Here is a 23,881-nt window from a genome sequence, read left to right as displayed (position 1 = left end):
ATTGCAACATCGTCAGGTGGTGATTTAGATTTAGTGTGCGTTATCAAATAAGACTTTATAAGTAATATATTTGAGTTTTAAATTCTAAAACTATTACAGGAGAATGTTTATGTTTAAGAAATTATTGACGGTTGGGGCGTTGGCTGCGGCTTTAATCGGAGGGGTTGGGACTGCATCGGCATTCGACAAATGTCCATCTCAGGCAACAACTGATAATGGACGGGTGTATTTGAGATATGTTGTCAATCCTTATAACAGTTTTGCTAATACGTTTAAAAGTGATGGGATTACATGGTATTATCAAGGGCCTTCTTTCCAATGTTCATATAACGGAACTGTTGCTTGGGCAGCTCAATATAAAGGGAATTAAAAGTAACGAAAATTAAAACTATACTGAAGATGCTCTTGTTAGAATATTTTTAGTACTAAAAGCCCTGTTAAAACAATGGGGCTTTGGGTTTCTTTATAAAAAATACCTCTTAGTTTCCCTTATTAAATAGTTTTAAACACTATTACATGAATTTATATAATATGTATTGTACGAGGATGAAACTCATCATCAAGAGAGTTTCAGGATGAAGTGGTTTTATAAAAATCAAGATATTTCTTTTGTTAACTATAATAATGAACAAATTAAGTAGCTTAATGAGGCAATGGAGGAAATAAAATCATCGTTGACAGGCCGTCAGTTGCTTCAGCGTATCTATGCAGAATTAAGAAGGAAACAACTCAAATTATCTATTCATCTCAGTACCCAGAATACTGGAGTTAAAGCACATGAAGATCGTTACGCTGGCAGTTTATCGGGGAACGGGATCTGATTTTTATTGTAATCTTAGACAAAATAATCAAATGCAAGAAGGTGAAAGGATAAAAGAATAAGAAAAGAGCTTCAAGTTATAACTCGAAGCTTTTTGCCTGATATCCTTTTAATTATAAAGCCCGAAGGATGGCACCTACACTCTCTTTGGCATCACCAAACAACATTTGTGTATTGTCTTTAAAGAATAATGGATTTTGTACTCCGGCATATCCCGTATTCATCGAACGTTTAAATACGATGACATTTTGTGCTTTCCAGACTTCCAACACCGGCATGCCAGCAATAGGGCTTGAAGGATCTTCCTGGGCGGCAGGGTTTACGGTGTCATTGGCGCCTATAACTAAAACCGTATCTGTTTCAGCAAAATCGTCATTAATTTCATCCATTTCTAAGACAATATCATAAGGAACTTTAGCTTCGGCAAGTAGTACGTTCATATGGCCTGGCAACCGCCCCGCAACCGGATGAATGCCAAAGCGAACATTGATGCCCTTCTCACGTAATTTCGCTGTAATGTCATGCACAGGATATTGTGCTTGAGCCACGGCCATACCATAACCTGGGGTAATGATGACCGAAGTGGAATTTCTCAACAGTTCAGCGACGTCTTCCGCAGTTGTTTCCCGATACGCTCCCAGATCTTGTTCATCGCCGGAAGAATGGCCATCAGTACCGAAACCACCCGCGATGACGCTGATAAAGGAACGATTCATCGCCTTACACATAATATAAGAAAGGATTGCCCCCGAAGAGCCGACTAATGCCCCTGTGACTATCAGCAAATCATTGCTCAGCATAAAACCGGCTGCGGCAGCCGCCCAGCCTGAATATGAGTTCAGCATGGAAATAACGACCGGCATATCTGCCCCACCAATTGAGGCAACCAGATGCCAGCCAAAAGCGAGTGCGATAACGGTCATTACCAGTAAAGTGAAAACTTGCAGGCCAACAGTGTCTGTTTTGATAAAGGTGAACATTAAGGCCAAAGATACGATCAAGGCTGCCAGATTAAGTTTGTGCCGGTGTGGCAACATCAATGGCCTGGAAGAGATTTTTCCCCGTAATTTACCAAATGCGACAACCGAACCAGTAAAGGTTACGGCACCAATAAATACCCCAAGGAAAACTTCTGTCAGATGTATGTTTTCCATAATAGAGCTGGCAAAATTATCATGGGTGATAAAACTATTGAACCCAACCAGCACTGCCGCTAATCCGACAAAACTGTGCAGGATAGCCACCAATTCTGGCATTTCAGTCATCTCCACTTTTTTGGCGAGACGAATGCCAATAACCGCACCGATGACCATCGCTAAAATAATCCAGCCAACTTTACCTGTATCAGGCCCTAATATCGTGGCAATCAGCGCAATCGCCATCCCAACGATACCCAAAATGTTACCGCGTCTGGAGCTTTCGTGGCGGGAAAGCCCGGCAAGACTGAAAATAAACAAAATGGCGGCAACAATATAGGCTGCTGTCACTATTCCGTTCGATATTACTCCGTTCGACATAAGTTACCCCTTATCCTTTACGAAACATTTTCAGCATACGTTGAGTGACCGTAAAGCCACCGAAAATATTGATGCTGGCAATTAACACCGCAATGAATGAGAAGAAACTCACCCACCCCCCTTCACCAATTTGCAGTACGGCACCAACCACAATGATCCCGGAAATCGCATTGGTGACGGACATTAATGGTGTGTGCAATGAGTGACTGACATTCCAGACAACGTAATAACCCACCACACAGGACAAGGCAAAAACAGTAAAATGAGATAAGAATTCTTTCGGCGCAACATGTGCTAACCAGCCATACAGGATTATCATTAGTGCGAGTGCGCCATATTTCAGCCACGGAGATTTCGGCTTTTCTGCTGGTTTCGCCTCTTTTTTTACTGGCGTCGATTTGGCAGTTGCTGGTTGGGCTGAAACCTGGATAGGGGGCGCTGGCCATGTGATTTCACCTTCTTTAATGACGGTGACGCCACGTACAACGACATCATCAAAATCAATGGTGATTTCTCCATTTTTTTCTTTGCACAGGAGTTTCAGCAAATTGACCAGATTTGAACCATAAAGTTGTGATGATTGGGTCGGCAACCGGCTGGGTAAATCTGTATAGCCGATAATTTTTACCCCGTTTGCTGTCATAACAATTTGATTGGCTTGCGTATATTCACAGTTGCCGCCATTTTGAGCAGCCAGATCGACAATCACGCTGCCCGGTTTCATGGAATCAACCATTTCTTTTGTGATTAGCCGTGGTGCCGGTTTCCCCGGAATCAATGCCGTTGTAACGATAATATCGACCTCTTTTGCTTGTGCAGCAAACAAGGCCATTTCTGCTTTGATAAAAGATTCTGACATCACTTTTGCATAACCGTCACCACTGCCCGCTTCTTCTTTGAAATTTAATTCCAAGAATTCAGCTCCCATGCTTTGTACTTGTTCCTTGACTTCTGGACGTGTATCAAAAGCACGGACAATTGCACCAAGGCTACCGGCTGCACCAATTGCCGCTAATCCGGCAACCCCTGCACCAATGATCATAACCTTTGCTGGTGGTATTTTGCCTGCCGCTGTAATTTGCCCCGTGAAAAAACGACCAAATTCATGGGCGGATTCAACAATAGCACGATAACCCGCAATATTTGCCATTGAGCTTAGGGCATCTAACGACTGTGCGCGGGAAATTCGAGGAACGGCGTCCATAGCAAAAACAGTGACCTTACGTTCTGCTAATTTTGCCATTAATGCCGGATTTTGCGCTGGCCAAATAAAACTAATCAGCGCAGCACCTTCTTTCATTAAGGCAATTTCATCATCTTCAGGGGCGTTTACTTTTAAAATGATATCTGATTGCCAAACTTGGTGGGCTTCTGCTATATCAGCCCCTGCTTTTTGGTAAGCAACATCGCCAAAACTGGCAAGTTGCCCTGCTCCTGTCTCAACTGTGACGTTAAATCCCAATTTCTGCAATTGCTCCACGGTTGATGGTGTGGCAGCAACGCGCGCTTCATTGGAAAGTCGCTCTTTTGGTACACCAATACGCATAATGTTTCCTTCTTTAAGAATGAAATATTGCTGATTATTACCTTGTTGATGCCTATTTAACGATTAGATTGGCTTTATTGCTGCTATCAGCAAAATCTATCAATAGAATACCAAATAGTAACTCAATGAAAATAATATCAACGAATTATCATGAAATCAGAAAAACAAAATGACCTTTTAATGTAAACAATTATTTAGCTCGTATAATTTACCATATTCAGTAAAATTCTTAGTGTCATAAACTAAAAGTTAGCAATCGTTTCTTTAGAAGGCATAATTTCTTGCGACAATTGGCATTATTACATGTAATAATTGCGTTCTATGTGATGCATAACAATGTTCAGCACGTTATAAATATTTTAATGCGCAAGGCGAAAGGATTTTTTATGAAGCTGAAGACAACGATCATCGCGACTGCGGTGTTCTCACTAACCACGATGACCGCTGCACATGCGGCTAAAGAGTTAACTCCAGAGCAATCGGCAGAGCTTAAACCTTTTGAGCGGATCTCAGTTACTGGTCGTTTTAATGCAATTTATGAAGCGGCGGATGCGGTTTCCCGTCAGGCCGATAAAAAAGGCGCTGACAGTTTTTACATTCAAAGTCTTGATGATCTTAATGGACGAGGTAATTTGCGTGTTGTCGCCGATTTGTACCATAAAGATGCGGAAAAAGCAGATAAAACACCTAATTATCGCATCTATCGTGGCATCAAAGAGTTACCTAAAACTGAAGCCATTATTTTAGAGCCTTTCGATACTGTCACAGTGAATGGTTATTTTCCGACTGATCCTGACCTGAAAGAAGCTATCGCTAAGGCAGCTAAAAAGAAAGATGCTGCATCTTTCTTTATTGTCCGTGATATTGCACCGAATAATGGTGGAAACCAAATAGTCACAGCCTATGTTTATAAAGAAGATGCGCCCAAACGTAAGGTTCAGTCTAGTGAAGCTATGATCCCGGCCGATTCTGAAGCAGGGCGCCAGGCTCTGGCTCAGGGCGGAGAGGAAGCCAAGAAAGTTGAAATTCCAGGTGTTGCTTCTTCAACTTCAACAAGCAATGTGGTTGGGCACTTTTTTGAAACCCAGTCATCAAAAGGTGGGCGTTACACAGTAACTTTACCTGATGGCACAAAAATTCAAGAGTTAAATAAAGCCTCCGCCGCTCTGATGGCTCCATTCGATTCCGTCACTTTTTCTGGTTATTACACGACCTCACCTGAAGTTTCTTATCAGGTTGCTAAACGTGCAGCAGAGAAAGGCGCAAAATACTACCATATCACACGAGAATGGCAGTCTAATGGTGGTAACGTTACCATCAGTGCAGATTTATTCAAATAATCATCGTATCGTAGTTCAGCAATTCATGAAAAAGGCACAAATATTCTTTGTGCCTTTTTCATCGGCTCTTTTTGGTATTTCGCTATTTATTTGCACCAATAATTTCCTGAAAATTAACAATTAATCAACATGATGGTGTGGTATGATTTGCAGATTAGCCTGTTTATCCTTCCTTTTTATTAATGCTATCTACATAATTGTTTGTTATTTGTTTCAATAGAGTAAAATATATAACTAATATTATCTAAAGTGCTTATCTTGTGATCATCGCCATGTTTATTAAGGCAATAACACACATTAGAAAAATTATCCGTAATTTGTTTTCTTACTCCTCTGCATAATTTTATGCATAAAATTTATATTTTTTTGCATAGTAACCCATTGCATACATTCCTTTCACTCCGTAGAATCGCCCTGTTTTTAGATTTATCGACTAAATCCGTTCTGCAATCCATCGCATGGATGCAATAAATGTCCAATATGTGTTCGATATTCAGAACAAATGTTCTGGCTAATCGTGTCGATTATATTTTTTTAGGAACGTATCTTTGGAAAAGAAATTAGGCCTTACGTCTCTGACCGCACTGGTACTCAGTTCTATGGTCGGTGCCGGCGTATTCAGTTTGCCGCAAAACATGGCGCAAATAGGCAGTCCTGCTGCATTAATGATTGGTTGGGGAATAACAGGCATAGGTATTCTCTTTTTAGCCACTTCCTTACTTTTACTTTCACGACTGCGCCCTGATTTGGATAGCGGTATTTTTACTTACGCAAGAGAGGGTTTTGGCGAGTTAGTTGGCTTTTGTTCTGCATGGGGATATTGGTTCTGTGCCATTATTGCCAATGTTTCTTACTTGGTTATCGTTTTTGCTGCGTTAAGTTTTTTCACTGATACCGAACACTCAGTTATCTTTGGCGATGGCAATACCTGGCAATCGTTAATAGGTGAATCCATCCTACTTTGGTTTGTTCACGGATTGGTTTTGCGTGGTGTACAAACAGCGGCGGGAGTTAACCTGCTGGCTACATTGGCAAAATTATTACCGTTGACCCTATTTATTATCTTAGCTGTCATCGCTTTCAAAATGGATGTGTTTTCTTTTGATTTCAGCGGCATTGAGATGGGTGTTCCGGTTTGGCAGCAAGTTAAAGACACGATGCTAATTACACTGTGGGTTTTTATCGGCGTGGAAGGTGCGGTGGTTGTTTCAGCCAGAGCCAGAAGACGCAAAGATATTGGTATCGCCACTATACTGGCTGTGATTTCAGCATTAGGGGTATATGTACTGGTAACCCTGCTTTCACTAGGGTTGGTCACCAGACCTGAATTAGCGGCTATGCGTAACCCTTCTATGGCAACTTTAATGGTCGGGTTAATGGGTTCGTCGGGTGAAATTGTGATTGTTGCTGGCTTGATCATCTCTGTTTGCGGAGCTTATCTGAGCTGGACAATCATGGCAGCAGAAGTCCCCTTTATCGCTTCTTTACACGGTTCATTCCCTAACGTATTCAAAAAACAAAACAGCCAAAAAGCCCCTGCATCATCACTTTGGATCACAAATGGCGCGGTTCAACTCGCTTTGGTTTTAATTTGGTTAAGCGGCAGTAATTACAATACATTACTCTCTATCGCTTCTGAGATGATCCTTGTCCCCTACTTTCTTGTCGGTGCATTTTTAGTGAAAGTTGCCTTTCAACGTGGTAGCCGTGCTTTACTCTCTATTGCTCTGGGTTCTTGTATTTATGGGTTATGGTTACTTTATGCTTCGGGCCTAATGAACCTCTTACTCTCGATAGTACTATACGTTCCTGGATTGCTGGTTTTTCTGTACGCACGCAGACAAAATCAGGAAAGAGTACCGTTAACTGTTACAGAAAAATCGACTATTGTGTTTTTGTTCTTGATAGCGCTTCCGTCTACATGGCAATTAATGCACTAATCATCATTTACAACACAGCGTACCCTCAAAAATCAACTCGTCCAAAGAATCCGGCCTTTGTGCCGGTTTTTTTATGTCCCTTGTTGACCTTTGGTGTGACGCCTGATAATTGAGGACAGATGCCCCTACTGTTAGGTTTATGTCTTTAATAAATCTAGAAAGTGAATAATTCGTTCACTAGCCCTACCTGAAATGGTGTTTTTATAGATTTTTTATATTTAATAAATGTTGTAACTAAAAAAGCGACAACAGGTCATTTTGCAACCAAATCATAATAATTAGTTATGGTTTAATATCAATATATTCTTAAAATGTATATAACTTGAACTATGGCAGGGTATCTGTCATAAAGATTTTATCAATAAAAAATTAACTTTAATCAGATGCAATTGATTTTCATTTAGCCTAAATCTAGATTTTAGCTCTTACATAATTAAAATAATTAGATACAAAAATCAAAAAATAAAAGTCACGTTACAAATAAATAATAACTATATAATATATGGTTAAAATTTTAACAAAAAAAGAGAAATTTAAATATATTATGTGCCTTGTGTTATTTTATTTTTACAGAATGTCATCAATTAATAATTAATCTTATAAAATAGAATAAAACCTCATTTATGTTCAGAAAAAAATCTATGTTATGCATAACAATTCTATTAATTCTTTCATAATAGCTTAAAACTTCAAATTATGAGATTAGTCAAGTTATTATTTTTATATTTGTTAATTATTCGCTACTATATTTTTATCTCATCTGTTGATGAGAAAATATGAGTTGTTATTTCTGTGTTATTTTTCAGAAATAAGCTTAAGTAATCCGTGGTCGTATTTATATACGGCACTAACATTAACAATAATCTGTTTCTCTGTAGAATAAGTGTGTCAGAGGCAGGTGCATTAAGAATTAAGAAATGAAAACCAAGCTAATTATTTCATCTTTATTTGTTTCATCTGTATTTATGTCCGCCGCTCATGCTGCTGATGGGCAAATTAAATTTACGGGAAAAATTACCGCCAGTGCGTGTAAAATCGATTCAAATTCGGCTAATCAAACCGTAAATATGGGAACTATCAGCTCAAGTTCATTTACTGGGGTTTATAGTACTTCTGCCGCTACCCGTTTTAGTATCAAATTGACCGACTGCCCGAAAGATTATCGCCAAGCTCAGGTCAAATTTGACGGCCGGTCAGACAGAGCCAGTAACAGACTGTTGTCGTTAAATAGTAATAGCGGAGAGAATCCAGCCCAAGGCGTCGCAATTGCACTTTATGAAGATGACAGTAGTACCCCGATCGATCTGGCAAGAAATTCACGTCTTCAATATTTTTCAGATGGAAAGACACAAGAGTTGAAATTTATTGCTAAATACATGGCAACGGCTGAAACCGTGACTCCAGGTGCGGGTGACGCAGTCGCTAACTTCACGATTGTCTATAACTAACTTATCTATAACTAACTACCTGTAACTAAAGGAAGTTATGGCAGGGAAGCCAAAACAATATCACTCTGGTTTAAATATTGTTTGGAGCGACCGCTTTGAAATATTTGCGCGTTTTAATTTTTATTTTTATCTACATTTTCAGTACTAATAGTTCTTTTGCAGGCGTCGTCATCGGCGGTACACGTGTTGTTTATGTCAGCGACCAAAAAGAAGCCTCTATTTCTATTAACAATCCAGAAACGGATATCTCTTACCTCATTCAATCGTGGGTTCAAGGTGAAGATGATGAAACTAAAGCCCCCTTTATTATCACCCCCCCTCTTTTTAAATTAACAGCCGAGAATGAGAATGTTTTACGAATTGTTAAAATTGGCAATGGATTACCTGATGACAAAGAATCTTTGTTCTGGCTCAATATCAAATCTATTCCTGCTACAACTAAATCAGAACAGAATCAATTGCAAATCACGGTAAAATCTCGGTTTAAGTTATTCTATCGCCCCGCCAATTTAGCCAATAATGCCGGTATTGCTTATAAGGCTCTGAAGTTCAAAACCGATGGAAACAAACTCATTGCAGAAAACCCAACGCCCTACTATATCTCTTTTTCTGTGTTGACCACCGGCAATAATGCAGAAAATTACGAGATTAAATCTGCGGGGATGATCCCACCTTTTCAACAAGAGAATTGGGATATTCCTATTAAAAATATCAATCGAGTGACCTGGACAACGATTAATGATTTTGGTGGCGTAACACCAGAAGAAAGACGTGAGTTGTAGGATAGTAGGTATATCACAATTAAAAATTTATTATTATGAATAACTATCGTCATTATCTTCAACAAAATAGTCCTGATAATTGGACATTACTTATCAAGCTAAACTTGCATTGTCTATCTTGTAGGGTGCCTCTTTGTGCATTGTTAACCACATCTCTTTGGATGTATAACAATAAGGCTTACGCTGAAGAGTATTTCAACATCAATGCACTGGAAATCCATTCAGGCTTTGAAGATATTGATCTTTCTATCTTTACTCAAGATCAACAGCCTCCCGGGCGTTATTGGGTGGATATTTATCTTAATCGGGAAAAAGTAGATACGGGGAATGTCGATTTTATTATCGTCAATAACAAGTTATCTCCCGAAATTAAGATACAGCAGCTCAGGAAAATGGGGGTAAATATTGAGTTATTTCCCACGCTGCTTACTTTGCCGCAAGAAACGGGGATTGCCGATCTTGACCAATATATTCCATCCGCATCGACATCTTTCGATTTCAAACATCAGCGGCTGGATATCAGTATTCCCCAAGCAGCCTTGAAGAGTCAGGCGAGAGACTACGTACCTCCTCATTTGTGGGATCAGGGATTAACGTCCCTGTTAGTCAGTTATAGCTATAGTGGCTCCATGACCTGGCAGGATGATCAAGTAGATTCAACAAAAAACCATTTTCTCAACCTGAGGACGGGCGTTAATTGGGAAGCATGGCGTTTGCGCAATTATTCCACTTACAGTAGTCAAAATAGAAAATGGCAGAATATCAATATATACCTCCAGCGAGATATTCATGCACTGAAAAGCCAATTAATATTTGGCGACAGTTACACACCTTCACTTATATTTGATAGCTTTCAGTTTCGCGGTATGCAATTGTCTTCCGATGACAATATGTTGCCCGATAGCTTAAAAGGATTTGCACCGATAATTAGAGGAATTGCCCAAAGCAATGCGCAAGTTACCATCAAACAAAATGGTTACATTATCTATGAATCCTATGTTTCTCCTGGGCCTTTTGTCATCAATGACCTCTATCCAACAAGTTCCACCGGAGATATAGAGGTCATTGTTAAAGAAGCTGATGGGAAAGAACATCGTTCTGTGCAAACTTTTTCCACTGTGCCGATTATGTTACGGGAAAATAGCCTGCGACATTCACTGACTTTGGGAAAATACCAATCTCACCGTGGAAAAACACCCTATTTCATGCAGGGTACGATGATTTATGGTATTTCTAATCATGTCACTGCCTATGGTGGAAGTACGATTGCAAAAGATTATCAATCCATTGCTTTGGGTACAGGCTATAGTCTCTCTGACTGGGGTTCCCTTTCGTTTGATGTAACTTACGCTAAAACCAATTTAATGCCGAACTCCAACAATTATGGTCAATCGTACCGTTTCCAATATGCCAAAGATCTATCCCAGACAGGCACTAACTTCACTCTCGCAGGTTATCGTTACTCAACACAACATTTTTACGATTTTAAAGAAGCGAATGAGTTAAATACGGCAATCGATGGAAGGAGCAGCAATAAACGTAGTAAATTGCAATTACATATTAATCAAACCCTTGGAGATTGGGGAACCATTTATTTATCTGCTTTTCAACAAGATTACTGGCATCAAAAAGGCTACGAAAGGAATATCAGCGCGGGTTATAACACAAGTTACAATTCAATTAATTATAGCTTGAATTATGCTCACAGCGCTTTCCCCGGTTCAAATCGCAGTGAGCAAATTGTTTCATTCAGCATGCAGGTTCCCTTTGATCGTTGGCTGAAAAACAGCTGGGTAAGCTATAACATGATCAACAGCAAAAACAGTGATACATCTCATCAAGTCAGTTTAAATGGTACTGCTCTTGAAGATAACAATCTGATTTATAGCATTCAGCAAAATTACACTAACCGTAATCAAAGCGTTGGCGGAAATATCAGCGCAGAATATAAAGGAACCTATGGCCAAGTCAGCGCGGGTTACAATTACGACAAATATACCAGGCAACTGACTTATGGTTTAAATGGCGGGATTGTTGCCCATCCGTATGGTATCACCCTTTCTCAACCGTTGGGAGGTACATCGGTATTAGTACGCGCCAATGGTGCTTCAGAAGTCAAGGTGCAAAACCATACCGGTATCAAAACTGACTGGAAAGGCTATGCCATTGTGCCTTATGCCAGTAGCTATCGGAAAAACCGTATTGCGCTGGATACGCATTCAATGGGTAACAACGTTGATATTGATATCAATACGCAAACGATTATTCCAACCCAGGGTTCACTGGCACTGGCCAATTTCCAGACTCGTATTGGTTATCGCGCTTTACTGACACTTTCTTATCAAGGCAAAGAGATCCCATTTGGTGCAACTGCGACACTGGAAAAACAGCAGGATATTGATGTTCCCAACAGCGCGATTGTCAGTAATGATGGGCAAGTTTATCTCAGTGGTATTCCTAAATTTGGTCGGATATGGGTTAAATGGGGATATAAAGAAATGCAAGAGTGTTATGCCAACTATCGACTCTCTGGTGAAGAGCCTGCTTCAGGTTTGTATATGCTTGAAGCCTCTTGCGAATAATCTCTTGTAAATGACAATGACGGTATATTCATTTGATATATAACAAAAATAGTGGAAATTATTCTATGGCCAACAAATTAAAATTATTATTGGCAAGTATATTTCTCATCGGCACGATGAGTAATTTTTCCAGTTTCACAAACGACTATTGCCAGTATTCTGCGGGTTTTGTACCTGGCATAACGCCAGTTTCTTTTGGTACGGTTACAATTCCCAGAAACCACCCTATCGGAACAACTATCAAAGAAATACGTTTGGATCAGGTGGATGAAAAAGGTAATATCGCCCTCTGCGATACTCACTTACCTGCAATATGGGAACAACCCGATCTTACACCTGCAAGCTATAATCAGGATGCCATTTATGAATCCGGTGTTTCGGGAGTTGGTATCCGTATTAACACCTGGGGACCCGGTTATGGTATTGATTGGCTGCCCAGAACCGTGACCAATCCATCCACTTGCCATTCCTCGTCGCAATTTCAGTGGAAAAAACAATATTGCGGTAAATCATGGGGTTATTTGACGGTACAGTTAATCAAGATTGCACCAACAACCTCTTCAGGAGCTGTTAAGTCGGTAAAACTGACTCGTGCTACATTAGGTCACAATATCCCTGTTCATACTTTCAATTTATCGAGCACAAATATTATGACCAAAGGTTGTTCTCTCAATCAAAAAATGATTTCAGTCAACATGGGAGATATTAAAAAAAGTGATTTTCGGGGTATTTATAGTACAGCGGGAATGCAACGTTTTGATATTAATATAAATTGCGATGCTGATGTGGATGTAGGACTGGCGCTGGATGGCAGACCTGCAAGCTGGAATGCCCAAGATATCTGGGCATTGGATCACAGTGACAACGTCACAGCAAAAGGGGTTGGTTTACAGATATTATATCAAAACCGCCCCGTAACAATGCGTTCTCCAGTTGTATTTGGCTCCACTCAATCTGGTGGAAATATAACCATCCCATTAGTTGCCCGTTATATTCAAACGGAAACGGAAATTAAGCCGGGCAAAGCAGATACAACAGCAACAATTACTTTTGTCTATCAATAGACGAAGATTATCCCCCTGTTTGGCATTGATTAGCTGTGTTGTTAAATGGGGGAATTAAGTAGTTTAAATAAGTATGTTGTAACTAAAATGACAGTTGAACCTTTATCATCATTTTTGGGCAGCTGTAAACGACAACTGCCCTGCATATATCACGATGCGATATTTTCCATCGCCTGTAAAATACGCTTATCTGATATTGGATACGCAGTACCCAGTTGTTGGGCAAACAGGCTAATCCGAAGTTCTTCAATCATCCAACGAATTTCTTCGACTTCCGCTAACTGCTTCTGCTGAACAGACAGTTTTGCCAACCATTGTTGCCATTGACGCTGGATATGCTCAACCCTGCTCATATGCGCCCTATCTTTATTAGGATCTACCGCCAATTTTTCCAATCGCCGTTCGATACCATTCAAATAGCGCAAAACATCTGTCAGGCGTTTCCAGCCGTGCGAAGTCACAAAGCCATTAAAGGCCAGACCGGAAATTTGTTCTTTAATATCGGATAATGCCAACGCGAGAGAGATATCCACCCGCCCTTTCAGGCGCTTGTTGATATTAAAGACCGCAGTCAGGATCTGCTCTACTTGTTTGGCAATATCAACCACTGCGTCATTCAAATTGGCACGAACTTTATCATGCAAACCGGAAAATGCCTGTTCATCCCAGACTGGCCCACCATTTTCTGCGATCAATTTATCAACACCACAGGAAATACAATCATCAATCAAATCCAACACTTTTCCATATGGATTGAAGTACAGCCCCAGTTTAGATTTGTTCGGTAATTTTTCATGCAAGTATTTAATCGGCGATGGAATATTCAGCAGTAACAGGCGACGTGTTCCTGCCCACATTGCATTCTGCTGTTCAGATTCGGTTTCAAACAGTTTAATACCGATGCTGTCCTTTTCGTCCACCAATGCCGGAAATGCCTTAACAGAATAGCCTCCGCGCTTCTGCTCATAACATTCAGGCAATGCCCCAAAGCTCCAGATATGTAACCCATTTTGCTCTATGCCATTATCTGCAACTGCCGAAAGAGTTTCCTGAACTTTTTCTTTCAATTTCAGTTTCAATGCTGACAGATCTTTGCTTTCCGCTAGCGGTTGATTTTTTTCACCTGTTTTCTTCTCTCCAATAATGCGGAATGTGATCTTTAAATGATCAGGCACTTGTTCTAATTGCCAGTTATCACGTGACACCGTCACACCGGTCATGCGGCGTAATTCTTTCTCAAGGCTATCCAGTAAAGGGATCTGAGGTTGTGTCACACGCTCCAGGAATGCTTGCGCATAGTTAGGTGCCGGAACAAAATTACGACGTATTGGTTTTGGCAATGATTTAATCAACGCAACAACCAATTCATGGCGAATTCCCGGAATTTGCCAATCAAATCCTTCATCTTTGACTTGGTTCAATACCGGTAAAGGAATATGTACTGTTACGCCATCAGCATCGGTTCCCGGTTCAAATTGATAACTCAAACGGAATTTCAAGTTACCCTGATACCAGTAATTTGGGTAATCCAGCGCACTGACTTTATTTGCGTCTCCTTTGATTAACATACTCTTTTCAAAGTTGAGCAATTCCGGCTGATCTTTGCTGGCGACTTTCCACCACTGATCAAAATGGCGTGACGATACAACGTCTCTGCCAATACGCTGATCATAGAAAATGAACAAGGTTTCATCATCCACCAAAATATCTCGTCGGCGAGATTTATGTTCCAGTTCTTCTACTTCTTCACGTAATTTCAAATTAGCGCGGAAAAATGAATGTCGAGTTTGCCAGTCACCTTCTACCAGTGCATGGCGGATAAATAATTCGCGGCACAACATCGGATCGATCCGGCTGTAATTGACCAGGCGACCCGGCACAATGGGCAAACCATATAAGGTGACTTTTTCGGTTGCCATTACCGCCCCCTGAGACTTCTGCCAGTGCGGTTCACTATAATGCTTTTTGATTAAATGGGCCGCTAATGGCTCTACCCATTCTGGCTCGATGCGGGCGGCAATACGTCCCCACAAGCGGCTGGTTTCCACCAATTCAGCTACCATCGCCCATTTTGGTGGTTTTTTAAATAGTCCAGAGCCAGGGAAAACAGAAAAACGGGCATTACGCACACCGGTATATTCCTGTTTATCCGTATCTTTCTGGCCAATATGGGATAACAACCCCGCCAACAAGGCAACATGGATACTGCGATAATCGGCTTCCTGACTGTTAATCGGCAGCCCAATTTCTTTCACAACTTGCCGGAGCTGAGTATAAATATCCTGCCATTCCCTGACACGAAGATAATTCAGATAATCCTGCCGACAAAGTTTACGGAATTGGGAACTGGAAAGCGCGTTCTGCTGTTCCACCAGAAAATCCCACAGCTTGAGGAAGGCGATGAAATCTGAATCCTTCTCCGCAAAACGACGGTGTTTTTCATCAGAAGCCTGCTGTTTTTCCAACGGCCTTTCCCGTGGATCTTGAATTGACAATGCGGAAGTAATCACCATCACTTCGCGAACGCAACCATGTACCTTAGCTTCCAGTACCATACGTGCCAGACGGGGATCGATAGGCAACTGGGCTAATTGTCGTCCCATTGGAGTCAGTCGGTAACGCCCTTCTGACAATGACTCTGGATCAATAGCCCCCAACTCTTCCAACAGGCGAACACCATCCTGGATATTGCGTTTATCCGGTGCTTCAACAAATGGGAAGGCACTGACATCGCCCAAGCCAATGGCGGTCATTTGCAAAATAACGGAGGCCAGATTGGTACGCAGAATTTCAGGATCAGTGAATTCCGGGCGTGACAAAAAATCCTCTTCCGAATAAAGGCGAATACAAATTCCGTCCGAAACACGGCCACAACGCCCTTTTCGCTGATTGGCTGATGCCTGCGATATCGGTTCTATTGGCAAGCGCTGCACTTTGGTGCGATAGCTGTATCGGCTAATACGTGCAAAACCGGTATCGATCACGTATTTGATGCCTGGTACAGTCAGTGACGTTTCCGCCACGTTGGTTGCCAAAATAATGCGGCGACCGACATGGGGCTGAAATATTCTGTTCTGTTCGCTGTTAGACAACCGTGCAAAAAGTGGCAAGATTTCGGTATGTGGGAAATTTTGCTTGTTGAGGGCATCCGCCGTATCACGAATTTCACGTTCACCGCTCATGAATACCAGTATGTCACCTGAGCTTTCACGCCCTAATTCATCCACTGCGTCAATAATGGCTTCAAGCTGGTCGCGATCATTATCCTCACCCGCCACAGGACGATAACGCACGTCTACCGGATAAGTACGTCCAGATACTTCGATAATCGGAGCAGTGTTAAAATGACGGGAAAAGCGTTCAGGATCGATAGTTGCTGAGGTAATGATGACTTTCAGATCCGGGCGTTTTGGCAGTAATTGGCGCAGATAACCGAGGATAAAATCAATATTCAAGCTGCGTTCATGAGCTTCATCGATAATTAACGTATCATATTGCAATAACAAACGATCTTGCTGCAATTCTGCCAGCAGAATACCGTCAGTCATCAATTTGACCAACGTATTTTCACTGACCTGATCATTAAAACGAACTTTATAACCGACCGTCGAGCCAAGCGGCGTTTCCAGTTCATCCGCAATACGGTTAGCAACCGCACGTGCAGCTAAACGACGAGGCTGGGTATGGCCGATCAGCCCTTTGACTCCCCTTCCCAATTCAAGGCAGATTTTGGGGATCTGAGTTGTTTTACCTGAACCGGTTTCCCCGGCAATGATAACAACCTGATTATCCCGAATAGCTTTATAAATATCTGCTTTCTTCTGGCTAACCGGCAGGTTTTCAGGATATTGAACCGAAGGACATGCAGCCTGGCGATTCATGACTTTCTGTTTTGCAGTCGCTATATCCGCCGCAATGGATTGTACTACAGCCTGCAAGGAGACTTGATTCTTAATTTTTGCTGCGCCATGCAGACGTTTTTTTAAACGGAACTGATCGCGCAGCGGTGTGTGATCAAGTTCAGCGGATAATTCAGCAAATGGTGCTGTCAACGGTGATTCCACGTGATAAATCCTTGTGACGTTTTTTAACTGAGTAGCGCTGTCTTTGCAGGCCAAGAGGATTATTTTTTTATGACATAACGATATCGGAAGTGTAACATATCTTATGCGATCTCACGTACTCCATATAAGTCCCCACCTCACCAATTCATCGTTTGATTCAATGAATTTGAATGAATATCTCAAAATATTGAGCTATTGACTGAACAATTCCCTATATAAAATATGATGCACAAACAATATTATCAATGAAGTTATTAGTATCTTAGGTAACTTGGGTTGTAGATAACTGAGGAAATAGAGAATGAGTAAAGTACTGGTTCTGAAATCCAGCATTCTGGCACAATATTCCCAAAGCAATAAACTGGCCGACTATTTTGTTGAAAAGTGGTTAGCTGACCATTCAGAGAGCAACATTACCACACGTGATCTGGCTGAAAACCCCATTCCAGTACTGGATGGAGAGTTAGTCAGTGCCTTGCGTCCAAGCGATGCGGAATTGACAGAACGCCAAAAAACCGGATTGGCGCTATCAGATGAGTTGATCGCAGAGTTAAAAGCACACGATGTTATTGTCATCACTGCGCCAATGTATAACTTCACTATTCCTGTTCAACTAAAAGCCTACTTTGATCTGATTGCCCGTGCGGGCATGACTTTCCAGTACACTGAAAAAGGCCCACAAGGGTTGCTGGAAGGCAAACGAGCAGTTATTTTAACCAGTCGGGGCGGCATTCACAAAAACAACCCAACAGATTCGGTGACCCCCTACTTACGTACTTTCCTCGGATTTATCGGTATTACAGATGTGGAATTTGTATTTGCTGAAGGCTTGGCTATGGGGGCAGAATCCGCTAACCAGACACATCAAGACGCCCGTGAAGAGATAGATAATATCATATTGAAAATGGGGCAGAAGCAAATCGAAAAAATCGTTGCCTGAGATCGTTCAATAAAATATCCCATAAGAAAAATGAGATAGCGCGCCAAACGGGCGCGTTTATTTCTGCACCCAATGACCATTAATACTGAGCACATATTCTCCAGAGGCTGCTCGGTTTACCAACTTCTCTCCTGCCATCCTGGCAACTTGTTCTGTCGTCATGTTGTTTTGAGCCGCGATCTCAGTATATTTCTTTTGTCGTTCATCATTAATTCTTTCCACGACTGATTGAGCATCTTGAGTGTTTTTTACCGGTGCCAGATAGCCGCTGAATGTCTCACCCACCAGCCCCTGTTGTTTTGCTTCATTCAACGTCATGCCCATGGCAAAAGAACTGAATAACAGGCTTAACAGAAATATCGTTCCTACTTTTTTCATGTGTTAGCCTTAGAATAAGTTAGAATTGTTTTTAAGCATATCTTCAATTTGCCTGTCAACTTTAATATGAATTTCGTGCTCAATTTTGACATTCATATTGATGTTGATAGGCTTATCCGGGGTTGCCATTTCCAGCCTGATGCAGCCCATCAATGCCATACTGAATAAGGCTACACTGACCAACATCACACCCCTTCTGACCGTTGACAACCTGAATCCAATGTTCGTTATCATTTATCACTCCCACCCATTACAGATATATTTTTCTGCAACCATTCTTCCAAGTTACTGCCAAAACGCAGGCTACGCCATAATTGAAAAATATTTTCCTCATGATGATAGTTAAGCCTCACTTCACGTTTTCTATCCACCACAGGATTTACACCACTAATTTCTGAATGCAATGTTAAGATCCCCAAATTATCGAGCGTAACATACGCTTTTGAACGGTCGATTTCTAAATAACGCAGCCAATCCATTGCCATACCTGCCGATAAGTCATTTTTTCCTATAGAATCAACTGTATCCTTATCCAACCTTAATGTCAGATAATCCTCATTGGCTAGCCATCCCCGTTGAATAATCCAGCGTTTATCATTTAATAATACGGGTAATTCACCACTGATTTTTCCTGACATCGCCATTTGTTTGACTTTTAATATGCCAAACAATTTACTCAAATTCAGTTTGTTAAACCGTAATACAGCGGCTTCTTTTTGTGGGATCTGTAATTGATCCATTGCCAATTTCCCATCCAGCATATCCACATTCACATTGGTCAACGTCAATGGTTGTCCGTCCGTGGCTGGGTAGTAACCCAGCAGATCAGCTGTTACATTTTGCATATCAAACAGCCCCTTAATGGCTTTGATCCGCAACTGAACGGGAGATCCCAGCCCTAATTGCCACGTGTGCCCCTGTAAACGCCACGGTAAAACAAAATCCAGATCATTCACTTCCCCATTTTTCAGCCACATACCCGCATTTTTGACCACCCAATGCCCCCCCGCCCGCAATCCTTGCCCCTTTGTTGCAGAAAAAGCGGCCTGAGCATAAATAGTTCCACCAAGTACGGTAATACCCAAATCTGACGGAATTAGAGATTGAAAGGCTAATAAAGATTGCCTCGGCCAGCGGGCTTCTCCCCTCAATCGCTCTCCATCCCAACGACCATAAAAAGGAATGGGACCAATGCCGTTAGAGTACAGTTTGCCATTCAACATAAAGTTATCTGGAGATGCTCCTGTAAGCGTGGCCTTAAAATCAAAGGCAGGCAAAAAACCACCAGAACGAAATTCTGTTTTCTGGGCAGACAATTGTAAATCTCCCGTTAAATTAGGGCGATCTGCCATCCTCTCCCAAATTAACGAATTTGTCAGTTGTAAGCGCGGTGCTTTCATCTTCACAAGACCATATTGGATAAGATCAAAGCCGGTATTTAACTTCTCTACTGTTATCTTTGATTGATTCCAACTGCCTCTGCCAGCGATATCCCAGTTAGCTTGTAATGGCGGTAAATGCCCATTCCCCCAATAACGCCAATGCCAATTTCCCTGATCGGGTATAAAATCTTTTGCCCAACCATCCAGATGTAGCTTAAATTCCCCCCAATAACGGTCTTGTGCCATCACAATGGCTTGAAGACGGCCAGTAAAGCCATCACGAGTCAAATAAGTACCCGCCAAAGGTAATCTGGCTTCCTTGACCGTAAATGTTTCACTGACCTTCCCCCATGCCCGAAACAGGGCACCTGGACGAAAAGTGATTTTAGGATCAACCAATGGCCCTGTAATAATGGCAGGCAATGACATGGTCATGACCATCCGACCACGATTCATTTGCCCGGTAAACTGAAACGGAATATGAGCATTGGTTATATTGACTGGCGTTGGTTTCACGGAAAGAACAACATTACCTTTACCCTGCTCATTTTGGGTGACCAGATTTACCCGTCCACTGACGAACATACCTGACAAACCTTTTTTCCATTGTTCAAGTGTAATATTCACCCTTCCAGACAACGCTTGATTACTCTCCAACCATTGCCATTTTCCATTAACAATCTGGAACTGCGACTCATCAAATGACCAGGGTAATTCTGCCAATACCCGCTGATTTTTTCCTTCAATCACGGTGAGCAACCCACTCTGTTCCTGCCAATTCAATATCAGTTGCAACGGATCGGGATATTGGCTCAGAGATAAGTGCGCTATGATTTGGCCTTGTTCTGGAAGCGTTGCAGTATTCAAGGGTAATGCGATATTTCCATTCAAGGACATCACCTGTTCAGGCAACTTCACAATAAAACGCTGAACAATGAGTTCCTGTTTGTCTGCAATATGCGCATTGAGTTTTAATTTTTCACTCTGATAAGAGAAAACTTGCCCCTGAGATGATGAGCTAAATTGAAATCTGCCAGCAAACTCCTGCCAGGGCATAAGAGCCAGTCGATCAACAGTAAGATTAACCGAAGGTATCGCAGATAATATCTCTTGCACTGATAATGGGGCTGATTGCCCTTCTGTTACAGGGAGTTGCGCCAGGCATTGGTTCTGGCTGTCAATATTGGCGACATGAATGTTCCAGCGGCGATTTTCACTATTTTCCCCGGATAAATATTCCACAGATAGCCCGGAGACGTTGATCCATTCACACTCTTTCGCTTGCAATGACAATTCATCTAACCACAATTCACTGTTCTTCCACCGAGGTTGGCTCAACGAAAAAGTGATTCCTTGTGGCAACCAATAACTGGCAAGCAATGGTAACCAGCGAGGAAGTGTATACCATCCCATCGACACCAATAACGCCAGCAGTATCCCCATCACTGCAAACATTTTGAGTATTTTTGCCATTAAATCCTTATCTCATCTTGTCAACCTGAGAACAACTTCCTGTTATGATAATCTCATATCAGGCTCTAAGCCGATTTATTATACAAGCTATCCCTATGAATAGCTTATCCGGCGATTTATTCGAGTATAGCGAAAGATAACGCTTAGAACCTTCAGGAGACATCATGATTGCAAGCCGTTTTTGCAGCAAAGTGAATTTAATGAATGGCTCGAATGATTTTATAGTTACTGAGTGGAGATGTTGTTATGAAACTGGTTGTTTACAGTACAAAGCAGTATGACCGTAAGCATTTTGAAATGCTCAACCAAAAACCTGGTTTTGATTATCATATCGAGTTTCTTGATTTTCCTTTAAGTCCACAAACTGCCAAAAATGCCGTTGGTGCGGATGCCATATGTATTTTCGTCAATGATGATGGTGGACGGGAAGTGCTGCAAGAACTGGCAGAGATGAATATCAAAATCCTGGCACTACGCTGTGCCGGATTTAACAATGTCGATCTGGATGCAGCGAAAGAATTAGGTATTCAGGTTGTTAGAGTGCCTGCTTATTCCCCTGAATCCGTTGCTGAACATACTGTTGGGTTGATGTTGTGTCTTAATCGACGTATCCACCGCGCCTACCAGCGCACCCGCGATGCCAATTTTTCCCTTGAAGGGTTAACCGGTTTTAACATGTATAAACGCACGGCGGGCATTATCGGAACAGGAAAAATCGGTATTGCTACTTTGCGGATTCTGAAAGGCTTTGGAATGCGTTTACTGGCACATGACCCCTATCCCAATCCTGAAGCCTTGAATATGGGTGTGGAATATGTGGACCTGGACACTTTATATGCTGAATCAGATGTGATCTCCCTGCATTGCCCCATGACACCGGAAAACCACCATTTATTAGATGATACAGCATTCACCAAAATGAAAGATGGCGTGATGATCATCAATACCAGCCGAGGTGCCCTCATTGATTCCGTGGCTGCCATTAACGCACTGAAACAACAAAAAATTGGTGCGTTAGGTATGGATGTTTATGAAAATGAAAGAGATTTATTCTTTGAAGATAAATCAAATGACGTTATCCAGGACGATATTTTTCGCCGCTTGTCTTCTTGCCATAATGTACTGTTCACCGGCCATCAGGCATTCTTAACCGAAGAAGCCTTAACCAGTATCAGTGAAACAACTTTGCAAAATATTCAGCAATTAGTTTCTGGAAAGGTTTGTCCAAATATTGTTGAATAGACTGGAAAAAGAGAGAGTAAAGCAGGTTATTAGTTGTCCACGTCTCTTGACCTATGAAATATGATCAAGAGACAGGACAATGCAGGGTTTATGGTTAATTTCTCTTATGTTCTTATGACAAGATAATACCAATCGTCAATGTTACGGTAATCCAAACCCCTACAAACGTTACATAGCTCATCAATCTGTTCTTCATTTTACTTTCCCTCATTATCAAACAAACATCCATAGCTGCACGGTAGTGGTCCCGACTGTCTGACATAAAAAATATAAACAGCATTTAATATATATTTGGTATGCAGCATAAGTTCCAGACTAATATTTATTACAAAGGGTATTAAATTAGTCAGGTTGTTATAGTAATAAGACAATGCTCAGGTAATAAAACTGACCAGAATAGGAAAGCTAACGCATAAAAAAACCACAATACGTAGTTTTTAACAAATTATTCACCTGAACCGGATTCAGTATGTGGTTTTTCGGGATATAACGATGCACTCCAGTTACTGTAAGTGCAAACAAATATCGACGGATCTTTGTTTGAAAATGGCGTAGCCATAGATTTGATTTTTTCCGCCAACTGCTCGGATTCCATCGTCGAATTACCAATATAAGTTCCACCAGGCAGGCGATGCCATTTCCCATTAGGAAAACGGATAGATTGGCTGAATTGATTCGCCGTCATCCTTTTATGTAATTTTTCATAACCCTCAATACCCGTGCCATAAAGCTCTACGCGAATCAAATAACTTGCCATTTCTCTTTCCTTGTTTTTAACTTTCAACCAAACAAGTTATCAGTTTTTCTTTACTGCTTAAAGTCAGAAAAACGGGAGAAAAATTCGATATTAATGCCAATTCCAGTAATTACATTATATGTATTTGATATAAAATCCCTTTCATATCAAATAATAAAATAATTACATTGGTGTATTTAAAATATGGTCTTCCCAATCTACCACATCCGCTTCACGCACAGCGATATGCCTGACAGAAATACGCTCCGCATGCAGTGCCGATTTTGAACCGCTAACCAGTGGGTGCCACGGAAGGAGTTTCCCCCCCTCGCCAATCAGACGGTAGGCACACGTCTTTGGCAGCCATTCAAAGGTGTTCATATTCTCACGGGTCAATTTGATGCAGTCAGGCTCGTATCTGAAACGATCTTCATAATTCTTGCACTGGCAGGTTTTAATATTCAGTTGATTACAAGCAACATTGGTGAAATAAATTTCATCCGTATCCTCATCCATCAACTTATGCAGGCAGCACTGACCGCAGCCATCACATAGCGCTTCCCACTCTTGATCTGTCATTTGTTCTAAGGTTTTCACCTGCCAGAAAGGTTGAGACATAATTTCTGT

The 23,881-nt window shown here is 41.4% G+C and carries 17 protein-coding genes; 9 read left to right on the top strand and 8 right to left on the bottom strand.

Features of this window, described 5'->3' with window-relative positions:
- Positions 1–109: 109 nt before the first annotated feature.
- The gene (locus AAY47_RS11750; RefSeq protein WP_053014272.1) at positions 110–370 is read left to right on the top strand and encodes an LCI fold-containing protein; all 261 of its coding nucleotides are present in this window, start codon (positions 110–112) and stop codon (positions 368–370) included.
- A gap of 563 nt (positions 371–933) precedes the next feature.
- Here AAY47_RS11750 and pntB read toward each other — a convergent pair.
- The gene (gene pntB, locus AAY47_RS11745) at positions 934–2,322 is read right to left on the bottom strand and encodes a Re/Si-specific NAD(P)(+) transhydrogenase subunit beta (protein ID WP_047770130.1); all 1,389 of its coding nucleotides are present in this window, start codon (positions 2,320–2,322) and stop codon (positions 934–936) included.
- Positions 2,323–2,347: 25 nt separating this feature from the next.
- Positions 2,348–3,883: a Re/Si-specific NAD(P)(+) transhydrogenase subunit alpha gene (pntA, locus tag AAY47_RS11740; protein WP_047770091.1), complete on the bottom strand. Its 1,536-nt coding sequence runs from the start codon at positions 3,881–3,883 to the stop codon at positions 2,348–2,350.
- A gap of 386 nt (positions 3,884–4,269) precedes the next feature.
- On the opposite strand from pntA, the gene ydgH reads away from it, so the two are divergent.
- The 6 genes from ydgH to AAY47_RS11710 all read left to right on the top strand — a co-directional run bounded on the left by ydgH (position 4,270) and on the right by AAY47_RS11710 (position 13,039).
- Positions 4,270–5,223 (top strand): DUF1471 family protein YdgH, encoded by a 954-nt coding sequence (gene ydgH / locus AAY47_RS11735; RefSeq protein WP_047770128.1) that lies wholly within the window; start codon positions 4,270–4,272, stop codon positions 5,221–5,223.
- A 548-nt stretch (positions 5,224–5,771) separates the two neighbouring features.
- Positions 5,772–7,163: a basic amino acid/polyamine antiporter gene (locus AAY47_RS11730; protein WP_047770090.1), complete on the top strand. Its 1,392-nt coding sequence runs from the start codon at positions 5,772–5,774 to the stop codon at positions 7,161–7,163.
- A 917-nt stretch (positions 7,164–8,080) separates the two neighbouring features.
- Positions 8,081–8,611: a fimbrial protein gene (locus tag AAY47_RS11725; protein WP_047770088.1), complete on the top strand. Its 531-nt coding sequence runs from the start codon at positions 8,081–8,083 to the stop codon at positions 8,609–8,611.
- 95 nt (positions 8,612–8,706) lie between these two features.
- Positions 8,707–9,393, top strand: coding sequence for a molecular chaperone (locus AAY47_RS11720; protein ID WP_047770086.1), 687 nt, complete (start codon positions 8,707–8,709; stop codon positions 9,391–9,393).
- A 140-nt stretch (positions 9,394–9,533) separates the two neighbouring features.
- A complete protein-coding gene (locus tag AAY47_RS11715) occupies positions 9,534–11,975 on the top strand; it encodes a fimbria/pilus outer membrane usher protein (RefSeq protein WP_235428347.1) in 2,442 nt (813 codons plus the stop codon).
- A 65-nt stretch (positions 11,976–12,040) separates the two neighbouring features.
- Positions 12,041–13,039 (top strand): fimbrial protein, encoded by a 999-nt coding sequence (locus AAY47_RS11710; RefSeq protein ID WP_047770084.1) that lies wholly within the window; start codon positions 12,041–12,043, stop codon positions 13,037–13,039.
- Between the two features lie 149 nt (positions 13,040–13,188).
- Here AAY47_RS11710 and hrpA read toward each other — a convergent pair whose 3' ends face one another.
- On the bottom strand, positions 13,189–17,103 hold the full coding sequence (hrpA, locus tag AAY47_RS11705) for an ATP-dependent RNA helicase HrpA (protein WP_047770083.1): 3,915 nt from the start codon (positions 17,101–17,103) through the stop codon (positions 13,189–13,191).
- Positions 17,104–17,404: 301 nt separating this feature from the next.
- Between hrpA and AAY47_RS11700 the strand changes: the two genes are divergently transcribed.
- Positions 17,405–18,043 (top strand): FMN-dependent NADH-azoreductase, encoded by a 639-nt coding sequence (locus AAY47_RS11700; protein ID WP_047770081.1) that lies wholly within the window; start codon positions 17,405–17,407, stop codon positions 18,041–18,043.
- Between the two features lie 57 nt (positions 18,044–18,100).
- Here AAY47_RS11700 and AAY47_RS11695 read toward each other — a convergent pair whose 3' ends face one another.
- Genes AAY47_RS11695 through AAY47_RS11685 form a run of 3 tightly spaced genes read right to left on the bottom strand, consistent with a single transcriptional unit; the run spans position 18,101 to position 21,276 of the window.
- On the bottom strand, positions 18,101–18,421 hold the full coding sequence (locus AAY47_RS11695) for a YdbL family protein (protein ID WP_047770079.1): 321 nt from the start codon (positions 18,419–18,421) through the stop codon (positions 18,101–18,103).
- Positions 18,422–18,430: 9 nt separating this feature from the next.
- Positions 18,431–18,607, bottom strand: a complete 177-nt coding sequence (locus AAY47_RS11690) for a YnbE family lipoprotein (RefSeq protein WP_235428349.1) — start codon at positions 18,605–18,607, stop codon at positions 18,431–18,433.
- 44 nt (positions 18,608–18,651) lie between these two features.
- Positions 18,652–21,276, bottom strand: coding sequence for a YdbH family protein (locus AAY47_RS11685; RefSeq protein WP_047770071.1), 2,625 nt, complete (start codon positions 21,274–21,276; stop codon positions 18,652–18,654).
- 246 nt (positions 21,277–21,522) lie between these two features.
- On the opposite strand from AAY47_RS11685, the gene AAY47_RS11680 reads away from it, so the two are divergent.
- Entirely contained in the window at positions 21,523–22,518 is a 996-nt protein-coding gene (locus AAY47_RS11680) for a 2-hydroxyacid dehydrogenase (protein WP_047770069.1), read from the top strand.
- A 445-nt stretch (positions 22,519–22,963) separates the two neighbouring features.
- On the opposite strand, the gene ghoS is transcribed toward AAY47_RS11680, so the two are convergent.
- Both ghoS and AAY47_RS11670 read right to left on the bottom strand, forming a co-directional pair.
- A complete protein-coding gene (gene ghoS / locus AAY47_RS11675) occupies positions 22,964–23,275 on the bottom strand; it encodes a type V toxin-antitoxin system endoribonuclease antitoxin GhoS (RefSeq protein ID WP_047770067.1) in 312 nt (103 codons plus the stop codon).
- Between the two features lie 162 nt (positions 23,276–23,437).
- On the bottom strand, positions 23,438–23,875 hold the full coding sequence (locus tag AAY47_RS11670; protein ID WP_200897778.1) for a YcgN family cysteine cluster protein: 438 nt from the start codon (positions 23,873–23,875) through the stop codon (positions 23,438–23,440).
- Positions 23,876–23,881: the final 6 nt, after the last annotated feature.

This window comes from Xenorhabdus griffiniae, from assembly GCF_001028135.1.
GTDB classification, from domain to species: domain Bacteria; phylum Pseudomonadota; class Gammaproteobacteria; order Enterobacterales; family Enterobacteriaceae; genus Xenorhabdus; species Xenorhabdus bakwenae.
The sequence above is the reverse complement of the archived record's forward strand: the minus strand, read 5'-3'. Positions and strand labels throughout refer to the sequence as shown.

Coding starts and splice junctions, on each gene's coding strand:
- pntA (WP_047770091.1), bottom strand. CDS start 3,883: ATGCGTATTGGTGTACCAAAAGAGCGACTTTCCAATGAAGCGCGCGTT.
- ghoS (WP_047770067.1), bottom strand. CDS start 23,275: ATGGCAAGTTATTTGATTCGCGTAGAGCTTTATGGCACGGGTATTGAG.
- AAY47_RS11695 (WP_047770079.1), bottom strand. CDS start 18,421: ATGAAAAAAGTAGGAACGATATTTCTGTTAAGCCTGTTATTCAGTTCT.
- AAY47_RS11680 (WP_047770069.1), top strand. CDS start 21,523: ATGAAACTGGTTGTTTACAGTACAAAGCAGTATGACCGTAAGCATTTT.
- ydgH (WP_047770128.1), top strand. CDS start 4,270: ATGAAGCTGAAGACAACGATCATCGCGACTGCGGTGTTCTCACTAACC.
- AAY47_RS11700 (WP_047770081.1), top strand. CDS start 17,405: ATGAGTAAAGTACTGGTTCTGAAATCCAGCATTCTGGCACAATATTCC.
- AAY47_RS11725 (WP_047770088.1), top strand. CDS start 8,081: ATGAAAACCAAGCTAATTATTTCATCTTTATTTGTTTCATCTGTATTT.
- AAY47_RS11750 (WP_053014272.1), top strand. CDS start 110: ATGTTTAAGAAATTATTGACGGTTGGGGCGTTGGCTGCGGCTTTAATC.
- AAY47_RS11685 (WP_047770071.1), bottom strand. CDS start 21,276: ATGGCAAAAATACTCAAAATGTTTGCAGTGATGGGGATACTGCTGGCG.
- AAY47_RS11710 (WP_047770084.1), top strand. CDS start 12,041: ATGGCCAACAAATTAAAATTATTATTGGCAAGTATATTTCTCATCGGC.
- AAY47_RS11690 (WP_235428349.1), bottom strand. CDS start 18,607: ATGTTGGTCAGTGTAGCCTTATTCAGTATGGCATTGATGGGCTGCATC.